This is a genomic window from Brucella ciceri (assembly GCF_041930145.1).
Classification (GTDB): domain Bacteria; phylum Pseudomonadota; class Alphaproteobacteria; order Rhizobiales; family Rhizobiaceae; genus Brucella; species Brucella intermedia.
Genome location: NZ_JBHEEV010000007.1, coordinates 16,217 through 42,010 on the forward strand (window position 1 = coordinate 16,217; position 25,794 = coordinate 42,010).

Below are 25,794 nucleotides of genomic sequence, written 5' to 3' on the forward strand. Positions count from 1 at the left end.
ATCAAGGGAAAGCAAAGTCTCCGGCTACGATTTAGCGAAGACTTTCAAAACGATGCGGTGAAATAGTGGCAAAATTCACCCTGTTGCGAAGCTTTATGCAGCCGATTGCGTTCTTTGTACAACGGCCGAAACGAAATCGGAGCAGCTTCCGAAAAAGCCGCTCCGAACATATCGCTCATTGACTGCAAACAATCAGTCGTGGAACGGATCGGTGACGAGGATGGTATCCTCGCGTTCCGGGCTGGTGGAAAGCATGGCCACCGGCGCGCCGATCAGTTCTTCGATGTGACGGACATATTTGACCGCCTGCGCCGGAAGATCGTTCCATGAACGTGCACCTGCGGTCGTTTCCGACCAGCCCGGCAGTGTTTCATAGATCGGCTTGACGCGAGCCTGCGCGCCCATGGAGGACGGCAGATAGTCGATGCGCTTGCCATCGAGTTCATAGGCCACGCAAATCTTGATTTCGTCCAGGCCGTCGAGAACATCGAGCTTGGTCAGCGCGATGCCGGTAATGCCGGAGGTGCGGACCGTCTGACGCACGATCACGGCGTCAAACCAGCCACAGCGGCGCTTGCGGCCTGTCACCACGCCGAATTCATGGCCCTTGGTGCCAAGGAATTCGCCGATCTCGTCATTGAGTTCGGTCGGGAACGGGCCTTCGCCAACGCGGGTCGTATAGGCCTTGGTGATGCCGAGCACATAGCCGATGGCCGTCGGGCCGAGGCCCGAACCGGCGGCAGCCTGACCGGCAACCGTGTTGGAGGACGTCACGAAAGGATAGGTGCCGTGGTCGTTGTCGAGCAATGCGCCCTGCGCGCCTTCGAACAGGATGCGGTCGCCCGCCTTGCGGCGTTCGTCGAGAACGCGCCAGACCTGATCGATATAGGGCAGGATCTGGTCGGCAACCGAGGTCAGCTCGGTCAGAATGGTTTCGACCGCGATTTCCTCAAGGCCCATGCCGCGACGCAGCAGATTGTGGTGGGCGAGCAGGCGCTCGACCTTCGGCTCAAGCGTTTCCGGCTCGGCCAGATCGATGACGCGGATGGCGCGGCGGCCAACCTTGTCTTCATAGGCCGGGCCAATGCCGCGCTTGGTCGTGCCGATCTTGAGGCCCGAATTGGAGCCTTCGCGCATGGCATCGAGATCGCGGTGGATGGAGAGGATGAGCGGGGCATTTTCGGCAATGCGCAGTACGTCCGGATTGATGTCGATGCCCTGCGCGCGCAATTTCTCGACTTCGGAAACGAAATGATGCGGATCGACAACGACGCCGTTGCCGATGACGCTCAGCTTGCCACGCACAAGGCCGGAAGGCAGCAGCGAAAGCTTGTAGCTGACGCCGTCGATGACCAGCGTATGACCTGCATTATGACCACCCTGGTAGCGCACGATGACATCGGCGCGTTCGGACAGCCAGTCAACGATCTTACCCTTGCCCTCGTCGCCCCATTGCGACCCGACGACAACCACATTTGCCATTGAAGAAACTCCTTGGCTTCTATTTGAAAATCCAAGGATCGAAGCGGCCCGGTCATCGCCAGCTGAGGCTACAGGGTGCTGATCCCTCGTCTCTATACAGATTGAAACGGGATTGCGCGACTCTTTCGTGCAAGAAATTCCCGATTTTTGAACGCTAACTGGAACGAAGGGCGCTTAGATCGTTTGAGATTCACGCTATGGAGAGGCGAAAATGGTATTCTTTGAGAACCGGAGCGGAATGTACATTTTAGTACATGAGCACCGGAAGCTCAAAAGAATGCCATTTGCAGACCTCCAAAGCGTGAATATCTACGATCTATCCGGCGCGGACCATATAAAGGGCATCCTCCGAATAGCTTTTCAGCTTTTCCTCGAGCGCCGGGAGATCGCGGACGACAAAGCCCTTCTTTTCCCAGAAGCCCTGCGAGCCGTTGACGGCGACGAGCGACATGGTGACGAAACCATCACGCTCGGCCTGCAAGGCCATCAGCTCGACGACGCGGGTGGCGCCACCGCCGGAGCGGGCTTCGGGCAGAAGTGCAATATCGTGGATGTAATAGGTATTGGTGTCTTCCGGCAGCGCGCCCAGAACGGCGTTGAGGGCCGGAACCGTATCGAGCTTCCACGGGTGGCTGACGCCGTAACCCAGAATCTCGTTCTCTCGGGCCAGCACGAAGCAGCCTGCCGGATAGAGTTTGAAGCGGTCCCGGAAGACCGCCTCATCTTCGAAGAAATCGAGATGGACAACATTGGCGACGGCGGTCACGCTCGCAATATCATGCTCGTGCATGCGCCGCCATTCCGGCTGTACCATCTCTTCAACCATTTTCTCAAACTTCTCCGACGTTGAACTCAAGCGGTGTTGCCGCCTTGATTGCCTCTTGAGCCGTCAGTTCGTCAAGTGCCGCCTGTGGAATCTGTTCATCCACATAGAGCATGGCAATCGCGTCGCCACCCGGATGGTCGCGTCCAAGCGAGAAGTTTGCGATGTTGACATTGTGCTTGCCGCAGATCGTGCCAAGCAGGCCGATCATGCCCGGAACGTCCTTGTTGGTGACGTAAAGCATGTGCGGACCGACCTCAGCGTCGAGATTGATTCCCTTGATCTGGATGAAACGCGGCTTGCCGTCCGAAAAGCAGGTGCCCGCGATCGAACGCTCGCGCAGGGTGGTCTTCACCGTCAGCTTGATATAGCCGTCGAAGATGCCCGACTTGTCGCGCTTGACCTCCGAAACGATGATGCCGCGTTCCTTCACCATGATCGGCGCGGAAACCATGTTGACGTCGGCAACCTGCGGACGGATGAGACCTGCGAGGGCCGCGCTCAGAAGCGCGCGCGTGTTCATCGTGGCGGTGGAACCGTCGAACAGCACTTCCACTTCCTGGATCGGCTCGTCGGTCACCTGACCGACGAAGGCGCCAAGCACATCGGCAAGCTTCACGAACGGCTTGAGGCGCGGTGCTTCTTCCGCGGTGATCGACGGCATGTTGATGGCGTTGGAAACGGCGCCCTTCACGAGATAGTCCGACATCTGTTCGGCCACCTGAAGCGCGACATTTTCCTGCGCTTCCGCCGTCGACGCGCCAAGATGTGGCGTGCAGACCACGTTCGGCAGCGAGAACAACTCGTTCTCCGTCGCCGGTTCCGTTTCGTAGACGTCGATACCGGCGCCTGCGACATGGCCGGATTTCAGTGCTGCCACCAAGTCCTTTTCCACGATCAGCCCGCCGCGCGCGCAATTGACGATGCGCACGCCCGGCTTGGTCTTGGCGAGGTTTTCCGCGTTGATGATATTGCGGGTCTTGTCGGTCAGCGGCGTGTGCAGCGTGATGAAATCGGCGCGGGCGAGCAGTTCGTCCAGCTCGACCTTTTCAACGCCCAGTTCCTGCGCACGGGCTTCGGACAGGAACGGATCGAAAGCCACCACATGCATTTTCAGGCCGATGGCGCGGGTCGCAACGATCGAACCGATATTGCCGCAGCCGACGACGCCGAGCGTCTTGCCGGTGATTTCGACCCCCATGAAGCGGTTCTTTTCCCACTTGCCGGCGCGGGTGGATGTGTCGGCCTCCGGCAATTGCCGGGCGACAGCGAACATCAGCGCGATGGCGTGTTCGGCAGTGGTGATCGAATTGCCGAAAGGCGTGTTCATGACGATGATACCGCGGCGCGAAGCCGCCGGAATATCGACATTGTCGACGCCGATACCGGCGCGACCGACGACCTTGAGCTTTTTGGCGGCGGCAATCAGCTTTTCCGTGACCTTGGTGGCCGAGCGGATCGCCAGACCGTCATAATCGCCGATGACTTCGAGAAGCTTTTCCTTGTCCTTGCCGAGATCAGGCAGATAGTCGACTTCCACGCCGCGATCCTTGAAAATCTGGACGGCAGTGGGCGAAAGCTTATCGGATACGAGAACGCGAGGTGCCATTAAGGCCTCCTTCAAACATTTTCAAATCATGCATTTCCTGTGATAACGCAGACTGTTCTGCTTCAGGAAATGCGCTGTAATGTGGGAATGCGGACCGTGGCCGCCCCAACGCGGACCACGGTGTCATGCACGAATCTGCTTAAGCCGCAGCTTTAAGTGCAGCCTTCTGCGTTGCAAAAGCCCAATCCAGCCAATGCGTCAGCGCTTCCAGATCGGAAGCTTCCACCGTCGCACCGGCCCAGATGCGCAGGCCGGAAGGTGCGTCGCGATAAGCGCCGATGTCATAGGCAACGCCTTCCTTGTCGAGCGCCGTGACGATGCCCTTGGCGAAAGCAGCTTGCTCGTCGGCAGACAAGGCGGTTACTTCGGGATCGACAATCGTCAGGCAGACGGAGGTGTTGGAGCGGGTTTCCGGCTTCACGGCCAGATTGGCGATCCACGGCGTTCTCTCAACGAAATCGTTCAGGACGGCGAAATTGGCGTCGGCCCGCGCAACCAGCGCATCGAGACCGCCGAGCGACTTCGCCCATTTCAGCGCATCGAGATAGTCTTCCACGCAAAGCATGGACGGCGTGTTGATGGTTTCGCCGACGAAAATGCCTTCGATCAGCTTGCCGCCCTTGGTCATGCGGAAAATCTTCGGCATCGGCCATGCAGGTTTGTAGCTTTCCAGACGCTCGACAGCACGTGGGCTGAGGATCAGGATGCCGTGTGCACCCTCGCCGCCCAGCACCTTCTGCCAAGAGAAGGTAACGACATCGAGCTTGGGGAAATCGAGACGCTGCGCGAAAGCGGCAGAGGTCGCGTCGCAGAAGGTCAGGCCCTTGCGATCAGCCGGAATGAAATCGGCGTTCGGGACGCGCGCGCCCGACGTGGTGCCGTTCCAGGTGAAAACGACATCGCGGTCGAAATCCACTTTGGAAAAGTCGACAATCTCACCGTAGGGCGCTTCGAAGGTGCGAACGTCTTCGAGCTTGAGCTGCTTCACCACATCCGTGACCCAGCCTGCGCCAAAGCTTTCCCAGGCGACCATATCGACGCCGCGCGCACCCAGCATGGACCACAGCGCCATTTCGACAGCGCCGGTGTCGGAAGCCGGCACGATGCCGATGCGGTAATCGGCAGGCACCTGCAGCACTTCGCGGGTAAGGTCGATGGCCTCTTTGAGCTTGGTCTTGCCGATTTTCGCGCGGTGCGAACGGCCAAGCGCCGCATCGACCAGCGCATTCAGCGACCAGCCGGGACGTTTTGCACAGGGACCGGATGAAAAATTAGGATTAGCCGGGCGAACTGCCGGCTTCGCAATCGTCGTCATGTTGTTTCTATCCTCTCAGATAGCACGCGTCTCGTTGGGGAGACGTGGCCCACTTACCGGGATAGCCGAAAGCGCGTTTTTCCTCAATACGGCTTTCGGGGAATATTTGCATCAAACCCGCCCGAATTGCTCCGGGCGGGTAGAATTTCCTTATCGCGTAACCGTCTGCGTCTCTGTCGGCTCGTCTTCCATGCGCGCATAGTAGCTTGCAATCAGCGCGCCGGAGATATTGTGCCAGACACTGAAGACAGCGCTCGGCACAGCCGCCAGCGGCGAGAAATGCGCATTGGCGAGCGCGGCGCCAAGCCCGCTGTTCTGCATGCCGACCTCGATGCTGATCGCCTTGCGCTTGGCAAGCGACAGCCCCGGGAAACGCGCCGCGAAATAACCAAGCAGCAGACCGAAGCCGTTGTGCAGGAACACGACCGCGAAGATCAGCAGGCCTGAATGCGCGATGGCGGCCTTGTTGACCGCGACCACGGCGGCCACGATAAGCACGATGCCGATGACCGACACCAGCGGCAGCATGGGGATGGCCGCCTTGACCAGGCCGGGAACCAGTTTCTGCAACACGAAGCCGAGCGCCAGCGGCACGAGGATGACCTTCACGATGCTGATGAACATGCTCATCGCATCGACCGGCAGATACTGGCTGGCGAAGAACCAGACCAGAAATGGCGTCACGAGCGGCGCAAGCAGCGTGGTGACGCTGGTGCAAGCAACGCTCAGCGCCACGTCGCCCTTTGACAGATAGGTCATGACGTTACTGGCCGTGCCGCCGGGACAGCAGCCGACCAGAATGACGCCCGCAGCCACTTCCGGCGACATGGGGATGATGCGCGTCAAAAGCACGGCGAGAAGCGGCATGATGATGAACTGCGCCAGCACACCGATGGCGACGTCAAAAGGCCGCCTGGCGACCTCGGCAAAATCCTTGCCGGAAATCGTCAGGCCCATGCCGAACATGATGATGCCCAACAGAACCACGATCCACGGCGCAAATACGCTGAATGTCGACGGCAGGACGAAGCCGAGAACAGCGAAAATAATGACCCAGACGGCGAAAGTCCGGCCTACGAAATCTGAAAATGCTGCGATTGCTTTCATAACCCTCCCCTTTTCAGGAAATGCGTTCGACGCATTCGTTCACCTGTAAGGATTTGAGCCGTATATGAAAACCAAAAATTCGCCAAACCTGAAACAATGAACTGCAAGGCGGGCCCAAAGGCCCGCTGCAATTATAGCAGGGCGTTAAATTGCTAACGCAAAATGCTCAATGGCCGCACGGGCCTGACCAGGTCTCGATGAGACCTGGTATTACCAGGTCGTGAAGCGCACACCGGCGCGGAGCTGGTGGGACTGAATGTCCTTGTCGCTCAGCGTGATGCCTGCCGCGCTTGCAATATCTGCTCCCTCGATAACCCCATATCGATAGCCGACATCGAGCTTGATATTGGAGGCCACATCGATGCCCACGCCAGCCATCAGCGCCCAGGCGAGCCGATAATCATCATCCGCCTTGTATGCGCCATAGACCGTATCGATGGAATACCGCACATTGGCAAAGCCTAGACCAGCGCCCAGATAAGGCGTGAAACCGTAGTAATTGCCGAGATCGACATAGGCATTGGCCATCATGTCCCAGCTGCGAACATCGACGTCCAGATCATCGAAGCTCTGCTTGGAATAACCGAACGTCACGTCGCCGCGCAGATTATCCGTGAACTGATAGCCGACGCCAACGGACGGCACGACATTCTTGTCCAGATCGTAGCCTTGCGACGCGCTCCAGAAAGCCGTCTCCGTCTGGACCTTGACCTTGGAGGAGATGTTGTAGCCGATATCGCCGCGTAGATACCAGCCGGACCCAACCTCGACCGGCTGCTGCGCCGGAGCGCCCGGCTCATAGCTGATCATATCAAGATCGGCGGCAAAGGACTGCGATACGATGCATAATCCGGCCAGCAGCGCAGCCGGCGAACAGAAGGCACGCCATTGCATGGACATGATGAAATCCCCGCTTATGAATGTATCATCATGTATGAACGGACATGGTTAAGATCGCATGAATATAGGGATCTGTTTACCGTGTTTCTAAAGCATCTGCCGCAAGGCGCGAAGCGTCTGTCCAATATCTGTTGAAACGCGCACTAAACGAAAAGGGCCCGGATAACCGGGCCCTGATTGCTTTGCTGTATCTTCGGCTTACTTGTAAACCGGGCCGTCCACGATGGTCGAGACCTGCTGCGGCGCATAGGCCGGAGCCGCACCGCCGAACATGTAGCGCAGGCCGACGCGCACGTCGTGAATGTCCATCCCCTTGTCATATCCGTCGCCGACGCCGTACTTACCATCGAACATCTTGCCGCCATTGACATGACGATAGCGATAACCGGCATCGAGCTTGAGGTTATTCGTCAGATCAACCGACGCACCCGCCATGAGCGCATAGGTAAAACGCCAGTTGGCATCACCGGGCAATGCTCCGCCATTTGTAGTATCGACAAGATCGGCCCACTTAATACGCGTGCCGCCGATACCTGCACCGACATAAGGCGTAACGCCACTGAAATTGCCGAGATCGACATAAGCATTTGCCAGGAGCGACAGTGCCGACAGGTGGCTTTCATCACGCTCGCTCGTAAATTTCGCGCGCGTCATGTAATCGAGCGTGAAATCTGTGCGGAAATAATCTGTTACCTGATAGCCGATACCGCCACCAATCAGGAATGACCCCTTAAGGTCTCCGCCTTTGATGTCCTTTTTGTCGATAAAAGTAGTTTCGTTGCCGCATGGGTCACAACCACTTCCGACAACCGTATAGTCCGCACCCTTGAATTTATTCCAGGAATAACCGATGTCGCCGCGCAGATACCAGCCGCCAACGGCAGGCGGAGCGACAACGACTTCAGGGACTTCCGGCACAGGTTCGATGATATCGGCCGCCAGCGCGACAGATACCATGGCCGTGAGGGCAACCGATGCCGCCACACCGGCAAAAAGAGTTTTCGTAAGACTTTTCATATGTCTGCCCCATCGGAGAATCACGCCGCCGGAAGCGACGGTACGGATGTTTGTGGGGAAGACTATTCGGCAAAAGTTAAATCCGACTTAACCTTGTTTTTTTACCAAGCTCATTAAGAATCACTAATATACCGGACGTGCTCCGGCTTCAGTTCTCACTCTTCGGGACACGCGTCCAAACAAAAAGCGCGGGACAGAACCCGCGCTTTGCTGAAATTGCTCATGGGGTGATCAGGCGGCAGCACTGCCCTCGGATGAGATCACGTCGATAATGTCGTTGACGACCTTTTCCACCAGACCGCGGTCGTCGCCTTCCGCCATGACGCGGATGAGCGGTTCGGTGCCGGACGGGCGGATAACCAGACGGCCCTGACCGCCAAGGCGCTCGGTGGCTTCAATGATTGCGCTTTTCACGCGCTTGTTCTCCAGCGGCTTGCCGCCAGCGGTGCGAACATTCTTGAGAAGCTGCGGCACCGGATCGAACTTGCGGCAGACTTCACTGATGGGCCTGCCCTGCTCCTGCGCGACGGCAAGAATCTGCAAGGCCGAGATCAAGCCGTCACCCGTCGTCGCGAAATCGGACAGGACGATATGGCCGGACTGCTCGCCGCCGACATTGAAACCGTGCTCGCGCATATGCTCGACCACATAGCGGTCGCCCACCTTGGTGCGGGCCAGCGTCAGATGACGGTCGGCAAGGAAGCGCTCGAGGCCAAGATTGGACATGACGGTCGCCACGATGCCGCCGCCTTCAAGCCGGTCGCTCGCCGCCCAGCTTTCGGCGATGACGGCCATCAACTGGTCGCCGTCAATGACCGTGCCGTTTTCATCGACCAGCAGCACACGGTCCGCATCGCCATCGAGCGCAATGCCGACATCGGCGCGCACTTCATGAACCTTTTTCATCAGGCCGATCGGATGCGTCGAACCGCAATCCTCGTTGATGTTGATGCCGTTCGGCTCGTTGTTGATGGTGATGACTTCCGCGCCCAGTTCCCACAGCGCAGCCGGGGCAACTTTGTAACCCGCGCCATTGGCGCAATCGACCACGACGCGCAGACCGTTCAGGTCGATATTGCGCGGCAGCGTGCGCTTGGCAAATTCGATATAGCGATAGATGTCACCATCGACGCGCTTGGCGCGACCGACATCGCCATGGCTGGCGAGATATGGAGAGAGATCGCCGTCGATCATCGCCTCGATCTTCAATTCGATCTCGTCGGAAAGCTTGTATCCGTCTGGGCCGAAAAGCTTGATGCCATTGTCGTAGAACGGGTTGTGCGATGCCGAGATCATCACGCCGATATCGGCGCGCAGCGAGCGGCAGAGCATCGCAACGGCAGGCGTCGGGATCGGGCCAAGCAGGAAAACATCCATGCCTGCGGCGGTGAAACCGGCCACCAGCGCGTTTTCCAGCATATAGCCGGAACGGCGCGTATCCTTGCCGATCACCACGCGCGAAGCCTGACCCTTGCGGCGGAAGATGTGACCAACCGCCATGCCGACTTTCATGGCGACTTCCGGGGTCATCGGAAAGCTGTTGGCCTGTCCGCGAATGCCATCGGTTCCAAAATATTTGCGTGCCATCTGTTTCGCCTTGCGCTGAGCCATGAATTGCTCTCTGTCTTCAAATATATGCCGCCCAAAATGATCGGCGAGCAATGGCTGCCGGTTGGCCGGGCAGCAGATTTTCGCTGTTCTTAACGCGAAAACCTTCACAAATGCAATTTCGTCTTTGGCTGCAAGTTCGTCCTTCCCCCGACCAAAGTCGTAAGCTGGTGCAGTATGATGCGCCGAAATCCTTAACGAGCCTTTGCGACAAGCCCCATAAAACCGGATAACAGAAAGCCGGGACTAGCCCGGCTTTCTGTATTTCTTTTCGAGCAGCTTATTGCGGCTGCGGCTCCATACCCGGTTCGCTGCCAGGCTCACTGCCCTTGCGCTTGCGCGGGCTGCCAGCCTTCGGAACGCCTGAACCGCGCGACGGCGTATCGCTGCCCTGATCGCGCGACGGCTTGTTGCCCGCGATCAGTTCCTTGATCTCGTCGCCGGAAAGCGTTTCATATTCGAGCAGTCCTTCGGCAAGCGCGATCCAGTCCTTCTTCTTCTTGGTCAGGATGCGGGTCGCTTCGGCATAGGCCTCATCGATCAGGCGACGCACTTCGGCATCGATGATCTGCGCGGTTTCTTCCGAAATGTTCTGCGTGCGGGAAACCGAATGGCCGAGGAAGACTTCTTCCTGATTGTCGCCATAAGCCACGCGGCCGAGCTTGTCCGAATAGCCCCATTGCGTAACCATGGAACGGGCGAGCTTGGTGGCCTGCTGGATATCGGAGGAAGCACCGGAGGTGATGTTTTCCTTGCCGAATTTCAGCTCTTCGGCCACACGACCGCCCATCATGATGGCAAGGCGCGACACCATCCAGGTATAGGTGGCCGAGTAACGGTCGCCTTCCGGAAGCTGCATCACCATGCCGAGCGCACGGCCGCGCGGAATGATGGTTGCCTTGTGAACCGGGTCCGCCTTCGGCACGTTGAGCGCAACGATGGCATGGCCTGCCTCGTGATAGGCCGTATTGGCCTTTTCTTCCTGCGTCATGGCGGAGCGGCGTTCCGCACCCATCATGATCTTGTCCTTGGCGTCCTCGAATTCCTGCATGGTCACGAGGCGCTTGTTGCGGCGCGCGGCCATGAGGGCGGCTTCGTTGACGAGGTTGGCGAGATCGGCACCGGAGAAGCCCGGTGTGCCGCGTGCGACAACCTTGAGATCGACATTGGGTGCAAGCGGCACGTTGCGCACATGCACTTTGAGAATCTGTTCACGGCCGACGATATCTGGGTTCGGCACCACGACCTGACGGTCGAAACGACCCGGACGCAGCAGCGCGGGATCGAGAACGTCGGGACGGTTGGTCGCCGCGATCAGGATGATCGATTCGTTGGCTTCAAAACCGTCCATCTCGACCAGAAGCTGGTTGAGCGTCTGTTCGCGTTCGTCATTGCCGCCGCCGAGACCGGCGCCGCGGTGACGGCCGACTGCGTCGATTTCGTCAATGAAGATGATGCAGGGCGCATTCTTCTTGGCCTGCTCGAACATGTCGCGGACGCGGCTCGCACCGACGCCGACGAACATTTCAACAAAGTCCGAACCGGAAATCGTGAAGAACGGCACATTGGCTTCGCCCGCAACCGAGCGCGCCAGAAGCGTCTTACCGGTGCCGGGAGGGCCAACGAGCAGAACGCCACGCGGAATCTTGCCGCCCAGACGCTGGAATTTTTGCGGATCGCGCAGGAATTCGACGATTTCCTCAAGATCCTGCTTGGCTTCGTCCACGCCAGCGACGTCCTGGAAGGTGACGCGGCCATGCGCTTCGGTGAGAAGCTTGGCCTTGGACTTGCCGAAGCCCATCGCGCCCCGCGAGCCGCCCTGCATCTGGCGCATGAAGAAAATCCACACGCCTAGAATCAGGATCATCGGCAGCCACGACAGGAGAATGCCGATCAGCGAGCTGGAGCCATCGGTTTCCGGGCGTGCGGTGATCGCGACACCCTTGTCTTCAAGGCGCGAAACGAGACCCGTATCGCCCGGCGAATAGGTCTGGAAGGTCGAACCATTGTCAGCAAAAGTACCGGTGATCCGCTGGCCGGTGATCGTCACCGATTTCACGCGACCGTTGGATACGTCGTCAATAAACTGCGAATAGGAAACTTCACGGGAATTGGAGCGCTGACCTGGGCTTTGGAACAGGTTGAACAGCGCGATCAAAAGAAGAGCAATGATCGCCCAGAGGGCGAAGTTGCGATAGTTCGGATTCATATCGGGTCCAATCGATACCACGGCCATTCCGCGGGCACGGAACGATGTTTCGGTCTAACATAGGATCGAAGGATGGCCTTGCCAAGGCGCGTTTGACCCCGCATCCTCGATTCTTCGCACTCTGGTTTATAAAAAGAGCATTTCCAACCAAAGTGCGAAGCGTCTACGCGGGGAAATCAGTTCACTGGACTGATTTTTCATCCCGCTTCGATTCGGCGCAGACGCGCCCGATGCGAGCTTCAACAGCCATTGCAAGATCGAAATCATGCCCCGGCAACACGTGATCGAAGATCGCAAAATGCCGTTCGACACGAATGTCTTTCGGAAAATCCCCTTCCCGCCGGAAAGGCAGGGCATAAAGCCTGCCATCCTTGTAAAGGGCTGGCGAAACCAGCAGGGCCTCACGTCTGCGGGATTCTATCTCGATGTTCTGCGCCTTCAGGAAATCGGCGAGTTCCTGCCGTCCCGGTGCAGCGAGTTCGAAATCAATTGAGCCTTCATTCGAGAAACGGAAGCGTCCGTCCCAGACGTTTGGCTTGCCCGGCTCCAGATGGAGCTTGGGGAGATTGCGCTTTTCGCGAAGAAACCGATGCGGCGAGCCGTCCGCGCCACGCTCGATCAGCGCGCCGAACACAGTCAGGCGATGATTGTCATCCTCTCCCGAAAGAACCCGTTCGATGCGTGAGCGCTCGCTGTCGCCCGGCAGGAAACGGCGTCCGCCCGCAATCGCCGCCAGCAATCCGGCGAACAATCGCCTGGCATTGTCGGGAAGCGCGGCGTAAAGCTGCGGATCGACCAGCAACGCCCCGTCCGCATCGATGCGCAGGCTCGCCGGGTCGGCGAGTGCGGCAATCAGGACGGCATTGTCCCGCTCCCGCGCGGCTCCGGCCTCGGCAATCTGGTCGAGCACCGCCTGTCTGTCCGCCTTCGCCGCGACGCCCAGACGAACCCGTGGCCGTTCATAGTCCGTATTGGCATTGCTGGGATCATCGATCCAGCCAATGCCCCTGCCCCGCAACTCCTCACGCAAGACCTGCCGGGAAATGGAAAGCAGCGGGCGGTCGAGTTCTACCGATCCCACCCGCCCGAGGCCGCCCAGTAACGAGCGCGATGACATGGCGGCAAGCCCCCGCGCTTCTGCATGGGCGCTGCGCTCCCTGCGCATCAGAAAGGTTTCGATCTGGTCGTCCTGCGTATGGCCGGTGACGATGAAGGCAGCGCCTGCCTCCTGCGCCGCCTGCGACAACAGGCGATAACGTGCCGTGCGCGCAGCTGCAGCAAGTCCGCTCGTCGGTTTCGCCTCATCCCAGGTGAGAATACGGTGCTCGATCCCGTAGTGCCGGCAAAGCCGACCGACATTTTCGGCCTCGGCCCTGGATTCTGCGCGCAATTGATGGTCCACCGTCACGGCGATCAGCCGGGGCGGGTCCTTGAGCATGGCCATGTAATCCCGGAGGAGAAAAAGCAGGCCGAGAGAATCGCTGCCGCCTGACACGGCGGCAATCACGGCCCTGGCCTGCTCAAATCCGAATGGCTCGAATAATTTGAAAATATTGCTTGGGCTAAGCCCCACGAATTAACTCCGCCATTAGAGCATTTCCAGCAAAAGCGTGAAACGGTTTTGCGTTAAATAATGCGATAAAACAAAAAGTCAGATCGGTTCGACGGCTGTGTTCTAACGGGAACCGCTCTAGCACTTTGCGCGCGTGCGCTCATCGGCAACGCGCTTCAATATGGCAGGCGCCGCCTTGGGGTAACGTTCCGGTATCTGCGCGAAGGTCGCGCAGGCAACATCGCGATTATCCATTTTTTCCAGCGTCATGCCGAGCTTGAACATGTTTTCCGGCGCGCGCTTCGAATCGGGATAATCGCGCTGCGTATCGATGAACACCGTGGCGGCTTCCGGATAACGGCCCTGACCGTAAAGCGATTCTCCAAGCCAGAAGCGCGCTTCAGCCGTGCTGGGATCAGCCGGATAGCGCTTCACATGCTCGCGGAAGCCGGTTTCAGCTGCCTTGTAGTCGCCCGACATCAGATATTGATAGGATGCCTGATAGAGCGAACCGGGATTATCGTCGGTCGGAAGCGATGCAACCGCATCGCCTGCTGCCGTTCCGCCTGCGGCGGTTCCCGGTGCCGCGCCCGGCTGTACCGTGCGCGGCGTGGCGTCGAGTGTTTCGCCGATTACATTGCCACTGGCGTCGAAGCGGATGGAGCCCAGCGTTTGCGGCGGCTCGCCACGTGCCGGTCCGCCCTGTGCGGGCGCATTCGAACCAATAGCCATGGAATCGGCGCCAGACGACTGGCTGGCCGCAGCCTGCGTGGAAGCGTCATATCCGCCATTCTGCGGGGCGCTTCCGGAAACCCCGCCATCGAGGTTTCCGTTGCTGCCCTGATCCGAACCGGCAGCGGCCAGCGACGTGTCGCCGCCAGCCTGCTGAATTTCCGTATCGGCGCGTTTTCCGGTTTCCAGAAACTGGAAGCGGGTTTCGTTTGCTTCCTGCATCTTCTGCATCTGATCCTGCATTTCGAGGATCTGGAAGTTCATGGCTTCCGCCCGCGCGCTCAACGCATCGGCAATCGCGGCCGCGTTGCCGACGCCCTGCGCGCAGAGATCGGCGCCCGGCGATGCTGCAGCGGGCGCAGGCTGAGCCGCGCTGCTCGAAGCAGGCGAGGTTACGCCATTCTTCTTTTCCAGTTCTTCAAACCGGAATTCATTGTCTTCCTGCGTCTTTTGCAGCTGATTGTCGGTGAACGAAATCTGGGCGTCCACATCCTCGACCTTGCCGGTCAGGTTGCGCACCAGTTCCTGCTGCAAGCCGGGGCTCTGATAGCCGCCGCCCTGCCCGCTGCCGCCACCATTGTCCCGCATCGCTTCGTCGAGAATGGCCGTTGACCCGATGCTGACGCGATGCTGTGAACCCCCGCGCCCCTTTTCCAATGCCTGGAAACGCGCTTCATTGTCGCGCTGGATTTTCAGCATCTTGTCGCGAAGCTGCAAGATGCGCGCATAGGACTGGGCATTTTGATGTGCCAGATTGCAGACCTGCTGCGAAAACTGATCCCCGCCGGGAGCACCTGCCTGCGCGAGCTGAATTTCCCCTTGCGAAGAAACAGATGCCGCCAGAGCCGGAGCACTCGCCAAAAGCGGCAGCATGGCAATTGCCAGCGTCACTTTCCTCATTGGTTTCCTCATTCCCTTTGCCCCTGCAAATTCACCCATCCAATTCACGCGAACCGGATGATCGAGTGCCGCGCCTGAACAGACGCTGAATGCGTTTGCCGCACGATCAGCTCCGCTTTTAGAGCATTTCCAGCAAAAGTGCGAAGCGGTTTTGCGCCGCAAAATGCGAAAAGCGAAGGCTTCCTGGCGCTCACTATGACAGGGGTGACTTCGGCCAAAGTTTGTCGAAACGCCCAAACAATCGGCCCGAAACGAAAAAAGCGGCCCGAAAGCCGCTTTTCCGTAATACTATCTGATATTGGCAGATCAGCTGCCCGCACCGTTGAGAACGGTAACGGCGCGGCGGTTCTGCGACCAGCACGAGTCGGCGTCGCAGACTGCGACCGGACGTTCGTTGCCGTAGGAGATGGTGCGCATACGGTTGGTCGGCACGCCGCGCGAAGCGAGGAAGTCGCGGGTGGCGGCTGCACGACGCTGGCCGAGAGCGAGGTTGTACTCACGCGTACCGCGTTCGTCGGCATGGCCTTCGATCGTGATCGAGTACTGCGGGTAACGCTGCAGCCACTGGGCCTGCTTGGAAAGCGTCTGCTGTGCATCGGCGCGGATCAGCGAAGAATCGAGATCGAAGAAGATGCGATCGCCGACATTGACCGTGAAGTCCTGTGCGGAACCTGGCGTTGCGGCGCCTGCACCGAGACCCAGATCACCGGCATTGTTCGGAAGGTTCTTCTTGGACGCACAGCCGGCAACGGCGAGCGACATGAAAAGGGCGATAGCGATCGGGCTACGTGCAATCGACTGGATACGGCGCATGGGCCGGAGCTCCTTAAGATTTGATGTTCCTGCGTAACCATCCAATAATCATATTGAGGTTAAGACAGGCTCAAGAAGTATGGTTAATATTTTCTTGCTGCCTCAGCCCTTGGGGGCAAAATACGGCAGAAACACGGCTTTCCGGCAAGGATTGTGGCGCATTGCCATGAAAAAGGCGCGAAACACCGGTTTCGCGCCTTCACTTTCCATAACCGGAGCATTTCCAGTTCAACTGAATCGTCGAAACGCTCTATTCGAGCAGCGGCGACCATGCCGGATCGGACGCGAAGTTCGGCGTCTGGATCTGGCGCTCGTTACGGCCGGTCAGGTCGATGGTGAACAGCTTCGGACCACCTGCCCCTGCCGCCTTGCGGAAGAACATCAGCACGCGACCGTTCGGAGCCCAGGTCGGACCTTCATTGTGGAAGCCGGAGGTCAGGAGGCGTTCGCCGGAACCATCGGTCTTCATCACGCCGATGGAGAACTGGCCCTGCGACTGCTTGGTGAAGGCGATGAGATCGCCGCGCGGAGACCAGACCGGCGTGGAATAGCTGCCGTCGCCCATCGAGATGCGGCGCGGGTTGGAGCCGTCTGCACCCATCACATAGAGCTGCGGGCGACCGCCGCGGTCCGAGGTGAACACAATCTGCGAGCCGTCCGGCGAATAGGACGCGCCGGTGTCGATGGCCTGGCTGTTGGTCAGGCGCGTGGTCGAACGGTTGCGCAGGTCCATGGTGTAGATGTTGGCGCTGCCATCGTCCTGGAGCAGGCTCATCACGACCTTCTGGCCATCGGGCGAGAAACGCGGAGCAATGGTCATGCCGGGAAAGTTGCCGACGAGCTCGCGCTGGCCGGTTTCCAGCTGCAGCAGATACACCTTCGGCGTACCGCCTTCATAAGACATATAGGTGACTTCCTGACGGTTCGGCGAGAAACGCGGCGTCAGGGAAATGGCGCGGCCGTCCGAAATATAACGCACATTGGCGCCGTCCTGATCCATGATGGCCAGACGCTTCACGCGCTTCTGTGCCGGACCGGATTCGTCGACGAAAACGACGCGCGTATCGAAATAGCCCTTTTCACCGGTCAGGCGCTCATAGATCGCATCGGCGATGATGTGGGCGACGCGGCGCCAGTTGTCCGGCGTGGTGAAGAACTGCTGGCCGATCATCTGCTGGCCGCCGAACGTATCCCACAGGCGGAACTCGGCCTTGAGACGGCCATCCGGCTGCTTGGTGATACGGCCCGTGACGAGCGCCTGCGCGTTGATGACCTTCCAGTCCTCGAAACGCGGAGCCGCGTCCGGGTTGGAAATCTTCTCGATGAAGGCGCCCTTGTCGATAGGTGCGAACAGGCCCGACCGTTCCAGGTCAGCCGCTATGACCGAGGTGATATTCGGTCCGAGCTGGTCGGCCGAAAGGAAATCGGTGATGGCGATCGGCAGCGGCTCGATCACACCCTTGTTGATGTTGATTTCCACGACGGCGCGCGCCGGCATGGTGCAGACAAGGCTTGCGGCAATCATACACGCGAAAGCCGAAAAGACCGTCCGGATCTTTGTATTGATGATGCCGATTTTCATGTCTTCTGGGACCTCTTTGTCCTTGCAGTGGTTGGCGACCGGAAACCCGGTCAGAACATTTCGCTCGGGTCGAAATTGACGATCACTTCCGACCATGAATCATATTTGTCGACTGGCAGATTGTACGGTGCGCAGCGTGCGACAGCGCGCTTGGCGCTCTCGGCTGCTGCTCGCCCCACACCATCGCCGCCGCCGCCCGATGTCACCTCCGGAACGCCCTGAATGGAGCCGTCCTGGTTCAGCTTCATCTTGACGGTTACGATCAGCCCCGGCGCGTCCGCCACACCGGCGGGAACGTTCCAGCACTTTGAAATCGCACCGCGCAGCGCGTCCATTTCGCTCTGGCTGAGCTTGGAGCCGCCGGTATTCTTCTTGCCGCCCAGCGATGCCTGATCGGTGGACCGCTTGGCGCCGCCGCCTGCCGCCTTCTGCTTGTTGAGAAGGGCCGCAACCTCGTCTGCAATCGCATCGTTCTTGGACTGCGACGACTGGGACGCGCTCTGCGTCGGCTTCTTTTCCTCGGTCGGCTTGCGATCCGGCGTCTTGGCGGTCTGCGCCTGCGGCGGCTTCGGCTTGGCTTCCGGTGCGGGGACCTTGTCCGGCAGCTTCGGCGTCTGGGCGTCGGGCGATTCAGCCTGCTTGTCGATGGCTTCCGCCACCGGATCGGGCTTCACTTCCTGTTTTTCCACCGGCTTGGTCTGCACTTCCGTCGCGGGAACCGGCGTCGGCTTGGGCTCGGGCTTCGGTTCCGGTTTAGGCTCCGGCTTCGGTTCGGGCTTTTTCACCGGCTCCGGCTGCGCCTTCGGCTCTTCCGCTGCCTCGATCGGCTTGGCCTTCGGGTCAGGCTTCGGTGGTGTCTTGGTGTCGATATCCTGATCGCCGAAATTCTCGGCGTTAGGAACTGTCTGCGGTTTGGTTGTCGGCACGGGAGCCGACTTTTCCTTCATAGGCGCAGTCTTTTCGCCCTGCTGGATCTGCGTCAGCGATTCAATCGGTACGATATCGACCGGGAACGATTCCGAATCCTGCACGTCGAAAGCCTTCGGCGAGGAAAACGAAACCACTGCCAGCGCGACCGCAACGGCATGCAAGGCAACAGAAGATGTCAGGCCAGCCTTCATGATGGCGTCAGCTATCCTGCTCCTGGAGGGTCACAAGGCCGATATTCTTGAAACCGGCGGCGGAAATGCGGGCCATGACTTTCATGACGGTGCCGTAATCGGCAGCCTTGTCACCGCGCACGAAAATGCGCTCCTCATAGCCCGTCTTGGCGATGGCCTGGAGTTTCGGCACCACTTCTTCGATCGGGATTTCGGTTTCCTGCAGGTAGATCTTGCCCTCGCTGTTGACCGAAACGGTGATCGGCTGCGTGTCGGCGTTCATGGCCTTGGCCTGCGTATCGGGCAGGTCGATCGGCACGCCGACCGTCAGAAGAGGCGCGGAAACCATGAAGATGATGAGGAGAACGAGCATCACGTCGACGAACGGCGTCACGTTGATTTCGCTCATCAATGCCTTCTTGCGGCCGCGCCTGCGGCGTCCGCCCGACTGCATTCCCTGATTTCCGACCGACATGCCCATTGCAAGATTCCCGAAGGCTGAAACTACACTCGATGCTTGATGCCGCTTAATTACGCGGCGTCAGCTTCTCATCAATTTGGCGCGACAGTATGGCGGAAAACTCGTCCGCAAAACCTTCCAGCCGCCCGCCGATCTTGCCGGCATCCGCAGACAGCTTGTTGTATGCGATAACGGCAGGAATAGCGGCGAGAAGGCCGATGGCCGTTGCAAGAAGCGCTTCGGCGATACCCGGCGCAACAACGGCAAGGCTGGTGTTCTTGGAGGCTGCAATTGCCTGGAACGAGGTCATGATACCAACAACCGTGCCGAACAGGCCGATGAAGGGAGCTGCAGAGCCGATGGTTGCCAGAAAGCCCAGTCGCGATTCCAGCTTTTCGCCTTCACGCGCCAGCGCCACGTCCATGGCCTTGTCGATACGCATCTGGAGACCGATGGGGGAACGCGCGCCCTTTTCGAATGATTTCTTCCACTCGCGCATTGCGGCCATGAAGATGGATGCCATGCCGGTGGTGCGGCGTTCGCCGAGATTGCGGTAAAGTTCTTCCAGCGACTGGCCGGACCAGAACGTCTGCTCGAAGCGATCAATCGCGCGCCGCGCCCGTCCGTAAGCAATCGTCTTGTCCACGATGATAGCCCAGGTCCAGATTGAAGCGAACAGCAGGCCAAGCATAACCAGCTTGACGACCCAGTTCGCCTGCATGAACAGGCCCCAGAGGGTAACATCGGCGGCGGGGGCCGCTAACGCAACATTTTCCATCGATCTACCGTCCTCGAATCCAAACGCCCGGCCACATGACCGGGCGGTATCGCAAATCCGTTACCCAGCGTCTGAAAACAGACACTCTAACCTTGCGCAGCTTTTCAACGTGAAGCCGTACCTGCCCGACGAGCGGCCGACACTTCGCACCGCAACCGCCATCCCGGATTTCAACTTTAAATCCATCAGGCGCTTGTTACGGTTAATTTTGGTGAAAGGAAGGCGCTGCGCTGTCAGCCAGCCTCTCTACCGATTCCGTCAGGGTGATTAATGGAATATTATGGTTAAAGATGCGTTAGCATTTGCCTAAATAGAACGCACCCCAAAAAAGTGGAAACGATTTCGGGCGGAATAATCCGCAGCTCAGCCCTTGCGGCTGTTGGTGAAGGCCTCTCGCCATTCATCGGGAATGCGGCGCGGATGGCCCTCCTTGGTAATCATTACGGCTTCCACCTTCGCTTCCGAAAGCAGCCGCTCTCCACAGGTGATCTTCTGCGCCATGATGACCCGTGCCCCGCGAATTTCGCTGACGCGGGTTTCGATCAGGATGAGGTCGTCCATCTTCGCCGGCGATTTGTAGTCGATCTCCATGCGGCGAACGACCCACACCATTTCTTCGCCAAGCGCGCCTTCCGCCAGCTCGATATGGTGAACGTCCTGCAAGCGCAGAAAGTCCGTGCGCCCGCGTTCGTAGAATTCCAGATAGCGGCCGTGATAGACGAAGCCGGAAAAATCCGTATCGGCATAATAAATGCGTGCATAGAGCAGATGCGCGCCGTCCTTCAGTTCGCCCGATACGGCAGCCTGCGCCAATTGTTCCTGTCGTTCCGTCATTCGTCTTCCATGAAGAGGCCGTATTGCGACTGCTGGATGATTTCAGCGGGCGCAGGCAATCCGAGATGCTGCCATGCAACGGCGGTCAGGACCCGGCCGCGCGGCGTGCGTTGCAGGAAACCCTGCTGAATCAGATAGGGTTCGATAATGTCTTCAATCGCGTCACGCGGCTCGGACAGACCGGCAGCGATGGTTTCGATCCCCACCGGCCCGCCACCGAAATTGCGCGCGATGATATTGAGATAGCGCCGGTCGAGCTGGTCCAGTCCGCGATTGTCCACCTCAAGACGCGACAATGCCTCATCGGCTATCTTGCGATCGATGACGTCGGCGCCCGCCACCAGCGCAAAATCGCGAACGCGGCGCAACAGCCGCCCGGCGATGCGCGGGGTGCCGCGCGAACGTCGCGCCACTTCCAGCGCACCATCCGGCGAAATACCCATCTGCATGATGCGCGCGCCACGGCGCACAATATATTCCAGTTCCTCGACCGTATAGAAGTTGAGCCTCACCGGAATGCCGAAGCGATCGCGCAATGGCGTGGTCAAAAGGCCGAGACGGGTCGTTGCCGCAACGAGCGTAAACTTGGCAAGATCGATCTTCACCGAACGGGCGGCAGGGCCTTCACCAATGATGAGATCGAGCTGAAAATCCTCCATGGCGGGATAGAGGATTTCTTCCACTGCCGGGCTCAGGCGATGAATTTCATCGATGAAAAGAACGTCGCGCTCTTCGAGATTGGTCAAAAGGGCTGCAAGGTCGCCCGCCTTGGCAATGACCGGGCCAGACGTGGAACGGAAATTGACGCCCAGTTCCTTGGCCATGATCTGCGCCAATGTCGTCTTGCCGAGACCCGGAGGGCCAACGAACAGCACGTGGTCAAGCGCCTCACCCCGCACCTTGGCCGCTTCGATGAAAACTTTCAGATTGGCGCGCGCCGCCGCCTGGCCGACGAAATCGTCGAGCATCTGCGGGCGCAGCGTATTGTCTTCATCTGCGCGGCTGTCGGGATTGATGAGAGGGTTGCGGTCGCTCATGCCTTCCTCCTCGCACGAACATCATGTTCAGGCAAGCTGCGCAGAGCCTGAATCAAAAAGCGGCAGGCCGTGGCGAAAATGGCGATTTTCGAGTACCGGAGCGGAGTGTACTTCATGTACATGAGCACCGGAACGCAGGAAAGCGCCGTTTGCAGACCGGCGTGGCGACTTTTGGAACAGGCTCTCACCGCGACAATTCCTTCAAACCCAGCCTGATGAGCTTTGCCGAATCGGCATTCTCTCCCGCCTCTTTCAGTGCGGCTGCAACGGCATTGGCTGCCTGATCCCGGGAATAACCGAGATTGGAAAGCGCCGACACCGCATCGGCCACCGGTGCAGGCGCGGCACCCGCGCCAAGTTCCTGCTTGAGCCCGATCGTGCCGCTCGCATCGCCGGCAAAGGCAGGCGCCTTGTTCTTCAGTTCAGTCACGATGCGCTCTGCAACCTTCTTGCCGACGCCCGGCGCGCGCGACACCATCGCGATATCGCGCAATGCGATCGCATTGGCGAGTTCGGACGGCGACAGCGTGCCAAGCACCGCAAGCGCCACCTTGGCGCCGACGCCCTGCACATTCTGCAACAGGCGGAACCATTCGCGCTCAAGCTGATTGGCAAATCCGTAAAGGCGGATCATGTCCTCGCGGACATAGGTTTCGATGAACAGCACCGCCGCCTCGCCCGCGCCACCGAGATTGCCCAGTGTCCGCGCCGAGCAGAACGCGACATAGCCGACCCCATGCACATCGATGACCGCATGATCCTCGGCGATTTCATCGATCACGCCTTTAAGCTTGCCGATCATTCTGGTCTCACCCCGCTAACAGCGCCTGCATCCGGCGGGCGCTTACAATGCTCTGCCGATGGTGCGCATGGCAAATGGCAATGGCAAGCGCATCGGCGGCATCGCTCGTATCGAACGATGCACGCGGCATCAGCACTTTCACCATCATGTGAATCTGCTGCTTTTCACCGTGTCCGACGCCGATAACCGCCTTCTTCACGGCATTCGGCGCATATTCGGCAACAGGCAGGCCAGCTTGCGCCGGAGCCAGCAAGGCAATGCCCCGCGCCTGACCAAGCTTCAATGTCGCCGTTGCGTCCTTGTTGACGAAAGTGTGTTCGACCGCCGCCTCGTGCGGCATGAATTCATGCAGGACTTTGGAAAGCCCTTCATGGAGCTGGCAGAGGCGCGATGCGAGATCCATCTCGGCATTCGAGGTCACAGTCCCCGAGCCGATGAAATGCAGTGAATTGCCAAGCGATTCGACAATGCCCCAGCCGGTGCGGCGCAGGCCTGGATCGATACCAATGATGCGAATCGTTTCTTTCATAAGCGAACCCTATCCTCAGACGGATTCACTTGACAGCAGAAAAGTGAACAAAAGAGAAACATGCGCCCCGAAGGGCGCGGATGCTCAATGGTTATTCAATGTCAGGAAGCACCGAAAGCAGTTTTCAGCAACACGATCTGTTCGGAAACCGGATTGCCGCGCGGGATGCCCTGCAGCGAAACCACCTCACCGTAGACCTCGCGGTCCATCCGGCGCACGCGGGCCTGAAGGCGCATCGAGCGTTCAACCAGTTCCACGAAGGCGGCGGGCAGTTCGGACCAGCCCTGGGCGGCTTCACCCGCGGACGGAGTGTCGAGGCGCACCTTGGCCTTTTCGGCGGAAACCTGCTGGCGGGACATTTCTCCGCTGCGCGCGGCGCGCTGGAGCAGCAGCCAGGACGCAATCTGCATCAGGCGCGTGGTCAGCCGCATCGATTCGGCGGCATAGAGCGTCGCGGCCACGCGCGACAGATTGCGCGCATCCTCACGGCCTTCGCCATCAAGGTAGCTTGCGGCTTCCTCGACCATATCCATGCCTTGCGTATAGATCGGCTTGAACGAATCCGAGAAGACCATGCGCTCCGCGAGGCTGATCATATTGCTCGGCATCTGACCCTGTTCGCTAATCACTGCTCTGCCACCTTGCATGACCGCCGGCATCGGCGGCCCATTCCGTTGCCGTAGCCCTCCGGTGGGATTTGCCGGACGGATACGAATGAAACCATTGAACCGCTGTTCGACCATGGGGGAGGCTGAGACGGAACAGCTGTGCTAAACAAGTCCACGACAAACTGCACTTTCATGCACCGTCGCGCAAGTTTATGTTTAACGTTCGGTTAACATTTTCAGGGGCTTTTAAAGAAAGTCCGCAAATAGAACGGATCGGCAGTTGATTTCGTTCCACGTGGCGGCGCGTGGAAAGCCGACATTTCCGGGATGTGCAGCAAAAAGCGCATAAAAAAAGAGCCGCAAGGGCGGCTCTCAGGAGTTTAACAGGGAGGCGTCAAACAGAGTGGCTAAACCACTCGGTAAGAATCCAGCCGAACTGGATGTAAACCATTTAACATTCTTAAGATTAATGAATGGTTAATTTCCGCTCCGCTCTGTGGATAATCTCAAACGATTCCGCGCTTCGGCCGAAAGAAAAGCCGCCCGAAGCGCCCGGCTTATCCGTGGTCAATATCGCTGCATCGCAGGCTTTCCGCTTGAGGCGAGCTGCATCTTGACGGGTTCGGCAGCGGGAACGCCGGGCTTGGCCGAAGCGGCTGCGCCCTTCTTGCTCCAGCCGATGGTCGGCAGCCATTCCAGATAATAGGCCAATGCGAATTGCATCACGATGCCGGTTGCGATCAGCAGCGTGTCATATGGCAGGCCGCCGGGGTTCACCAGCTTCATCACCTGTGCCACCATCGCCAGCAGCGTACCGGCAATGAAGACCGGCAGCGAATGCTTGCCGAGAATGGCGAGCGGATTGTCGGGCGCAGTGCGGGCGATGTTGTTCAGCGTGGGGACCACGGCAATAAGATAGGCAATGGCCAGCACGTGCAGCAGGCGGGGACCCGACAGGAACGTCTTGTCGAAGCCGGTGATGACCATCGGCATTCCCATCGATGCATCGATACCCCAGAGCGGGATGCGCACCCACGCCAGCGCCAGCACCAGATAGCCGACCGCAAGGCCGATCAGCAACGGATGCTTCGGCAGTTCGCCTCCGCGACGCACATGCATCACGCCTGCGATACCGATTGCGAACAGGAACTGCCAGGACAGCGGATTGAGGAACCAGACGCCCTCGGTCGGATAATTGACCGGTGCCACGTGATAGAGGCCCGAGAGGAACCAGACCGTGCCGGAAACGCCAAGCATCAGCGGCAGGCTGATGCGCGCCAGCAGAAGCAGGACCGGGGTCAGGACGAGCATCACGGCGTACATGGACAGAATGTTGTTATAGCCGAGCTGGTGGCCCATCGTGACGATGCCGAACAACGCTTCGACCGGATGCTTGACCAGCGGAGCGATGTTGATCTGCGTCAGGAGTTCCGAACGCTTAAGGAAAAGGGCAGCGGCCGCGAAGATGGCGATGGTCGCCATGGTCGTCATGATATGCGCGGTATAGAGCACACCGGCGCGGCGCCACATCTTGAGCGACAGAAGCAGGCGATTGCCGGGAGCGAACTTCGATCCATAGGCAAGCGCGACGGCCATGCCGGAAATCAGCACGAAGGCTTCGGCCGAATCGGAAAATCCGAGATTCCTGTGTGTGAGATTCTCGTAGATCGTGCCGGGTACATGGTTGATGAAGATCGTTAGCAGCGCGAGCGCACGGAACACGTCAATGCGCGTATCGCGCATTTTCGCATTGGGTGCGTGCATCGCTTCTCCAGCGGTCGCAATATTCATTTACCAGCCTGCCTATCCTTGAAGGAAAGCACCTGCACTTGGGATTGCGAGGACTTTCCAATCTTCTTCGTGTCATTCCGGATGGGGGGCCGGAACGGTTTCACACGTTCTGCCGGGGCGTTCAGTGCCCGGTCTTGGTGTGGGTTATATATCCGTAAATTCGTGCAGAACCGGGTTGGTTCCGATCAACTTTCGTTCCAGTGGAT

The 25,794-nt window shown here is 59.0% G+C and carries 22 protein-coding genes and 1 pseudogene; all 23 read right to left on the bottom strand.

Annotated elements, in window-relative coordinates; all coding sequences use genetic code 11:
* Window positions 1-192: 192 nt before the first annotated feature.
* The 23 genes and pseudogenes from JNC63_RS15110 to JNC63_RS15220 all read right to left on the bottom strand — a co-directional run bounded on the left by JNC63_RS15110 (window position 193) and on the right by JNC63_RS15220 (window position 25,561).
* Window positions 193-1,482 carry an adenylosuccinate synthase gene (locus JNC63_RS15110; protein ID WP_006467698.1) on the bottom strand — a complete coding sequence of 430 codons (1,290 nt, stop codon included), beginning with the start codon at window positions 1,480-1,482 and terminating at the stop codon, window positions 193-195.
* 316 nt (window positions 1,483-1,798) lie between these two features.
* Window positions 1,799-2,308, bottom strand: coding sequence for a GNAT family N-acetyltransferase (locus tag JNC63_RS15115; RefSeq protein WP_006473333.1), 510 nt, complete (start codon window positions 2,306-2,308; stop codon window positions 1,799-1,801).
* A gap of 4 nt (window positions 2,309-2,312) precedes the next feature.
* A complete protein-coding gene (serA, locus tag JNC63_RS15120; RefSeq protein WP_021587986.1) occupies window positions 2,313-3,914 on the bottom strand; it encodes a phosphoglycerate dehydrogenase in 1,602 nt (533 codons plus the stop codon).
* Between the two features lie 139 nt (window positions 3,915-4,053).
* Window positions 4,054-5,229 (bottom strand): phosphoserine transaminase, encoded by a 1,176-nt coding sequence (locus JNC63_RS15125; RefSeq protein ID WP_006467701.1) that lies wholly within the window; start codon window positions 5,227-5,229, stop codon window positions 4,054-4,056.
* A 150-nt stretch (window positions 5,230-5,379) separates the two neighbouring features.
* Entirely contained in the window at window positions 5,380-6,336 is a 957-nt protein-coding gene (locus JNC63_RS15130) for a bile acid:sodium symporter family protein (protein WP_063620121.1), read from the bottom strand.
* Window positions 6,337-6,546: 210 nt separating this feature from the next.
* On the bottom strand, window positions 6,547-7,236 hold the full coding sequence (locus tag JNC63_RS15135) for an outer membrane protein (RefSeq protein WP_006467704.1): 690 nt from the start codon (window positions 7,234-7,236) through the stop codon (window positions 6,547-6,549).
* 198 nt (window positions 7,237-7,434) lie between these two features.
* Window positions 7,435-8,253 carry an outer membrane protein gene (locus tag JNC63_RS15140; RefSeq protein WP_063620122.1) on the bottom strand — a complete coding sequence of 273 codons (819 nt, stop codon included), beginning with the start codon at window positions 8,251-8,253 and terminating at the stop codon, window positions 7,435-7,437.
* 231 nt (window positions 8,254-8,484) lie between these two features.
* Window positions 8,485-9,840, bottom strand: coding sequence for a phosphoglucosamine mutase (gene glmM, locus JNC63_RS15145; protein ID WP_006473329.1), 1,356 nt, complete (start codon window positions 9,838-9,840; stop codon window positions 8,485-8,487).
* Between the two features lie 301 nt (window positions 9,841-10,141).
* Entirely contained in the window at window positions 10,142-12,070 is a 1,929-nt protein-coding gene (gene ftsH, locus JNC63_RS15150; RefSeq protein WP_006473328.1) for an ATP-dependent zinc metalloprotease FtsH, read from the bottom strand.
* A 181-nt stretch (window positions 12,071-12,251) separates the two neighbouring features.
* Complete coding sequence (tilS, locus tag JNC63_RS15155; RefSeq protein ID WP_063620124.1) at window positions 12,252-13,643, bottom strand: tRNA lysidine(34) synthetase TilS; 1,392 nt, start codon at window positions 13,641-13,643, stop codon at window positions 12,252-12,254.
* 117 nt (window positions 13,644-13,760) lie between these two features.
* The gene (gene ybgF, locus JNC63_RS15160) at window positions 13,761-15,266 is read right to left on the bottom strand and encodes a tol-pal system protein YbgF (RefSeq protein ID WP_063620125.1); all 1,506 of its coding nucleotides are present in this window, start codon (window positions 15,264-15,266) and stop codon (window positions 13,761-13,763) included.
* A 294-nt stretch (window positions 15,267-15,560) separates the two neighbouring features.
* Window positions 15,561-16,067: a peptidoglycan-associated lipoprotein Pal gene (gene pal / locus JNC63_RS15165; protein WP_006473326.1), complete on the bottom strand. Its 507-nt coding sequence runs from the start codon at window positions 16,065-16,067 to the stop codon at window positions 15,561-15,563.
* A gap of 250 nt (window positions 16,068-16,317) precedes the next feature.
* Window positions 16,318-17,649, bottom strand: a complete 1,332-nt coding sequence (tolB, locus tag JNC63_RS15170; protein WP_006473325.1) for a Tol-Pal system beta propeller repeat protein TolB — start codon at window positions 17,647-17,649, stop codon at window positions 16,318-16,320.
* Between the two features lie 50 nt (window positions 17,650-17,699).
* Entirely contained in the window at window positions 17,700-18,770 is a 1,071-nt protein-coding gene (gene tolA / locus JNC63_RS15175) for a cell envelope integrity protein TolA (RefSeq protein WP_006467712.1), read from the bottom strand.
* A gap of 7 nt (window positions 18,771-18,777) precedes the next feature.
* Window positions 18,778-19,230 (bottom strand): protein TolR, encoded by a 453-nt coding sequence (tolR, locus tag JNC63_RS15180; protein ID WP_006467713.1) that lies wholly within the window; start codon window positions 19,228-19,230, stop codon window positions 18,778-18,780.
* A gap of 46 nt (window positions 19,231-19,276) precedes the next feature.
* Window positions 19,277-19,987 (bottom strand): protein TolQ, encoded by a 711-nt coding sequence (gene tolQ / locus JNC63_RS15185; RefSeq protein ID WP_006467714.1) that lies wholly within the window; start codon window positions 19,985-19,987, stop codon window positions 19,277-19,279.
* A gap of 363 nt (window positions 19,988-20,350) precedes the next feature.
* The gene (locus JNC63_RS15190; protein WP_063620126.1) at window positions 20,351-20,821 is read right to left on the bottom strand and encodes a YbgC/FadM family acyl-CoA thioesterase; all 471 of its coding nucleotides are present in this window, start codon (window positions 20,819-20,821) and stop codon (window positions 20,351-20,353) included.
* Entirely contained in the window at window positions 20,818-21,858 is a 1,041-nt protein-coding gene (ruvB, locus tag JNC63_RS15195) for a Holliday junction branch migration DNA helicase RuvB (protein ID WP_006467716.1), read from the bottom strand. Before ruvB ends, JNC63_RS15190 begins: the two co-directional genes overlap by 4 nt.
* Window positions 21,859-21,896: 38 nt before the next feature.
* Window positions 21,897-22,046: pseudogene (locus JNC63_RS15200) on the bottom strand (flagellar basal body P-ring protein FlgI); the annotation flags it as partial.
* Window positions 22,043-22,660, bottom strand: a complete 618-nt coding sequence (ruvA, locus tag JNC63_RS15205) for a Holliday junction branch migration protein RuvA (RefSeq protein ID WP_025090967.1) — start codon at window positions 22,658-22,660, stop codon at window positions 22,043-22,045. The pseudogene JNC63_RS15200 and the gene ruvA, both read right to left, overlap by 4 nt.
* A 7-nt stretch (window positions 22,661-22,667) precedes the next feature.
* Window positions 22,668-23,189: a crossover junction endodeoxyribonuclease RuvC gene (ruvC, locus tag JNC63_RS15210; protein ID WP_002964793.1), complete on the bottom strand. Its 522-nt coding sequence runs from the start codon at window positions 23,187-23,189 to the stop codon at window positions 22,668-22,670.
* Between the two features lie 101 nt (window positions 23,190-23,290).
* A complete protein-coding gene (gene rcdA / locus JNC63_RS15215; RefSeq protein WP_006473324.1) occupies window positions 23,291-23,797 on the bottom strand; it encodes a protease adaptor protein RcdA in 507 nt (168 codons plus the stop codon).
* Window positions 23,798-24,364: 567 nt separating this feature from the next.
* On the bottom strand, window positions 24,365-25,561 hold the full coding sequence (locus JNC63_RS15220; RefSeq protein WP_063620127.1) for an OpgC family protein: 1,197 nt from the start codon (window positions 25,559-25,561) through the stop codon (window positions 24,365-24,367).
* Window positions 25,562-25,794: the final 233 nt, after the last annotated feature.

Excerpts from the sequence above, each read along its gene's own strand:
- ruvC (WP_002964793.1), bottom strand. The coding sequence starts at position 23,189 with ATGAAAGAAACGATTCGCATCATTGGTATCGATCCAGGCCTGCGCCGC.
- tolQ (WP_006467714.1), bottom strand. The coding sequence starts at position 19,987 with ATGGAAAATGTTGCGTTAGCGGCCCCCGCCGCCGATGTTACCCTCTGG.
- JNC63_RS15125 (WP_006467701.1), bottom strand. The coding sequence starts at position 5,229 with ATGACGACGATTGCGAAGCCGGCAGTTCGCCCGGCTAATCCTAATTTT.
- JNC63_RS15140 (WP_063620122.1), bottom strand. The coding sequence starts at position 8,253 with ATGAAAAGTCTTACGAAAACTCTTTTTGCCGGTGTGGCGGCATCGGTT.
- tolB (WP_006473325.1), bottom strand. The coding sequence starts at position 17,649 with ATGAAAATCGGCATCATCAATACAAAGATCCGGACGGTCTTTTCGGCT.
- ybgF (WP_063620125.1), bottom strand. The coding sequence starts at position 15,266 with ATGAGGAAACCAATGAGGAAAGTGACGCTGGCAATTGCCATGCTGCCG.
- ruvA (WP_025090967.1), bottom strand. The coding sequence starts at position 22,660 with ATGATCGGCAAGCTTAAAGGCGTGATCGATGAAATCGCCGAGGATCAT.
- JNC63_RS15220 (WP_063620127.1), bottom strand. The coding sequence starts at position 25,561 with ATGCACGCACCCAATGCGAAAATGCGCGATACGCGCATTGACGTGTTC.
- ftsH (WP_006473328.1), bottom strand. The coding sequence starts at position 12,070 with ATGAATCCGAACTATCGCAACTTCGCCCTCTGGGCGATCATTGCTCTT.
- pal (WP_006473326.1), bottom strand. The coding sequence starts at position 16,067 with ATGCGCCGTATCCAGTCGATTGCACGTAGCCCGATCGCTATCGCCCTT.
- JNC63_RS15115 (WP_006473333.1), bottom strand. The coding sequence starts at position 2,308 with ATGGTTGAAGAGATGGTACAGCCGGAATGGCGGCGCATGCACGAGCAT.
- JNC63_RS15135 (WP_006467704.1), bottom strand. The coding sequence starts at position 7,236 with ATGTCCATGCAATGGCGTGCCTTCTGTTCGCCGGCTGCGCTGCTGGCC.
- rcdA (WP_006473324.1), bottom strand. The coding sequence starts at position 23,797 with ATGCCGAGCAATATGATCAGCCTCGCGGAGCGCATGGTCTTCTCGGAT.
- JNC63_RS15190 (WP_063620126.1), bottom strand. The coding sequence starts at position 20,821 with ATGACGGAACGACAGGAACAATTGGCGCAGGCTGCCGTATCGGGCGAA.
- JNC63_RS15130 (WP_063620121.1), bottom strand. The coding sequence starts at position 6,336 with ATGAAAGCAATCGCAGCATTTTCAGATTTCGTAGGCCGGACTTTCGCC.
- tolA (WP_006467712.1), bottom strand. The coding sequence starts at position 18,770 with ATGAAGGCTGGCCTGACATCTTCTGTTGCCTTGCATGCCGTTGCGGTC.
- tolR (WP_006467713.1), bottom strand. The coding sequence starts at position 19,230 with ATGGGCATGTCGGTCGGAAATCAGGGAATGCAGTCGGGCGGACGCCGC.
- ruvB (WP_006467716.1), bottom strand. The coding sequence starts at position 21,858 with ATGAGCGACCGCAACCCTCTCATCAATCCCGACAGCCGCGCAGATGAA.
- JNC63_RS15110 (WP_006467698.1), bottom strand. The coding sequence starts at position 1,482 with ATGGCAAATGTGGTTGTCGTCGGGTCGCAATGGGGCGACGAGGGCAAG.
- serA (WP_021587986.1), bottom strand. The coding sequence starts at position 3,914 with ATGGCACCTCGCGTTCTCGTATCCGATAAGCTTTCGCCCACTGCCGTC.
- glmM (WP_006473329.1), bottom strand. The coding sequence starts at position 9,840 with ATGGCACGCAAATATTTTGGAACCGATGGCATTCGCGGACAGGCCAAC.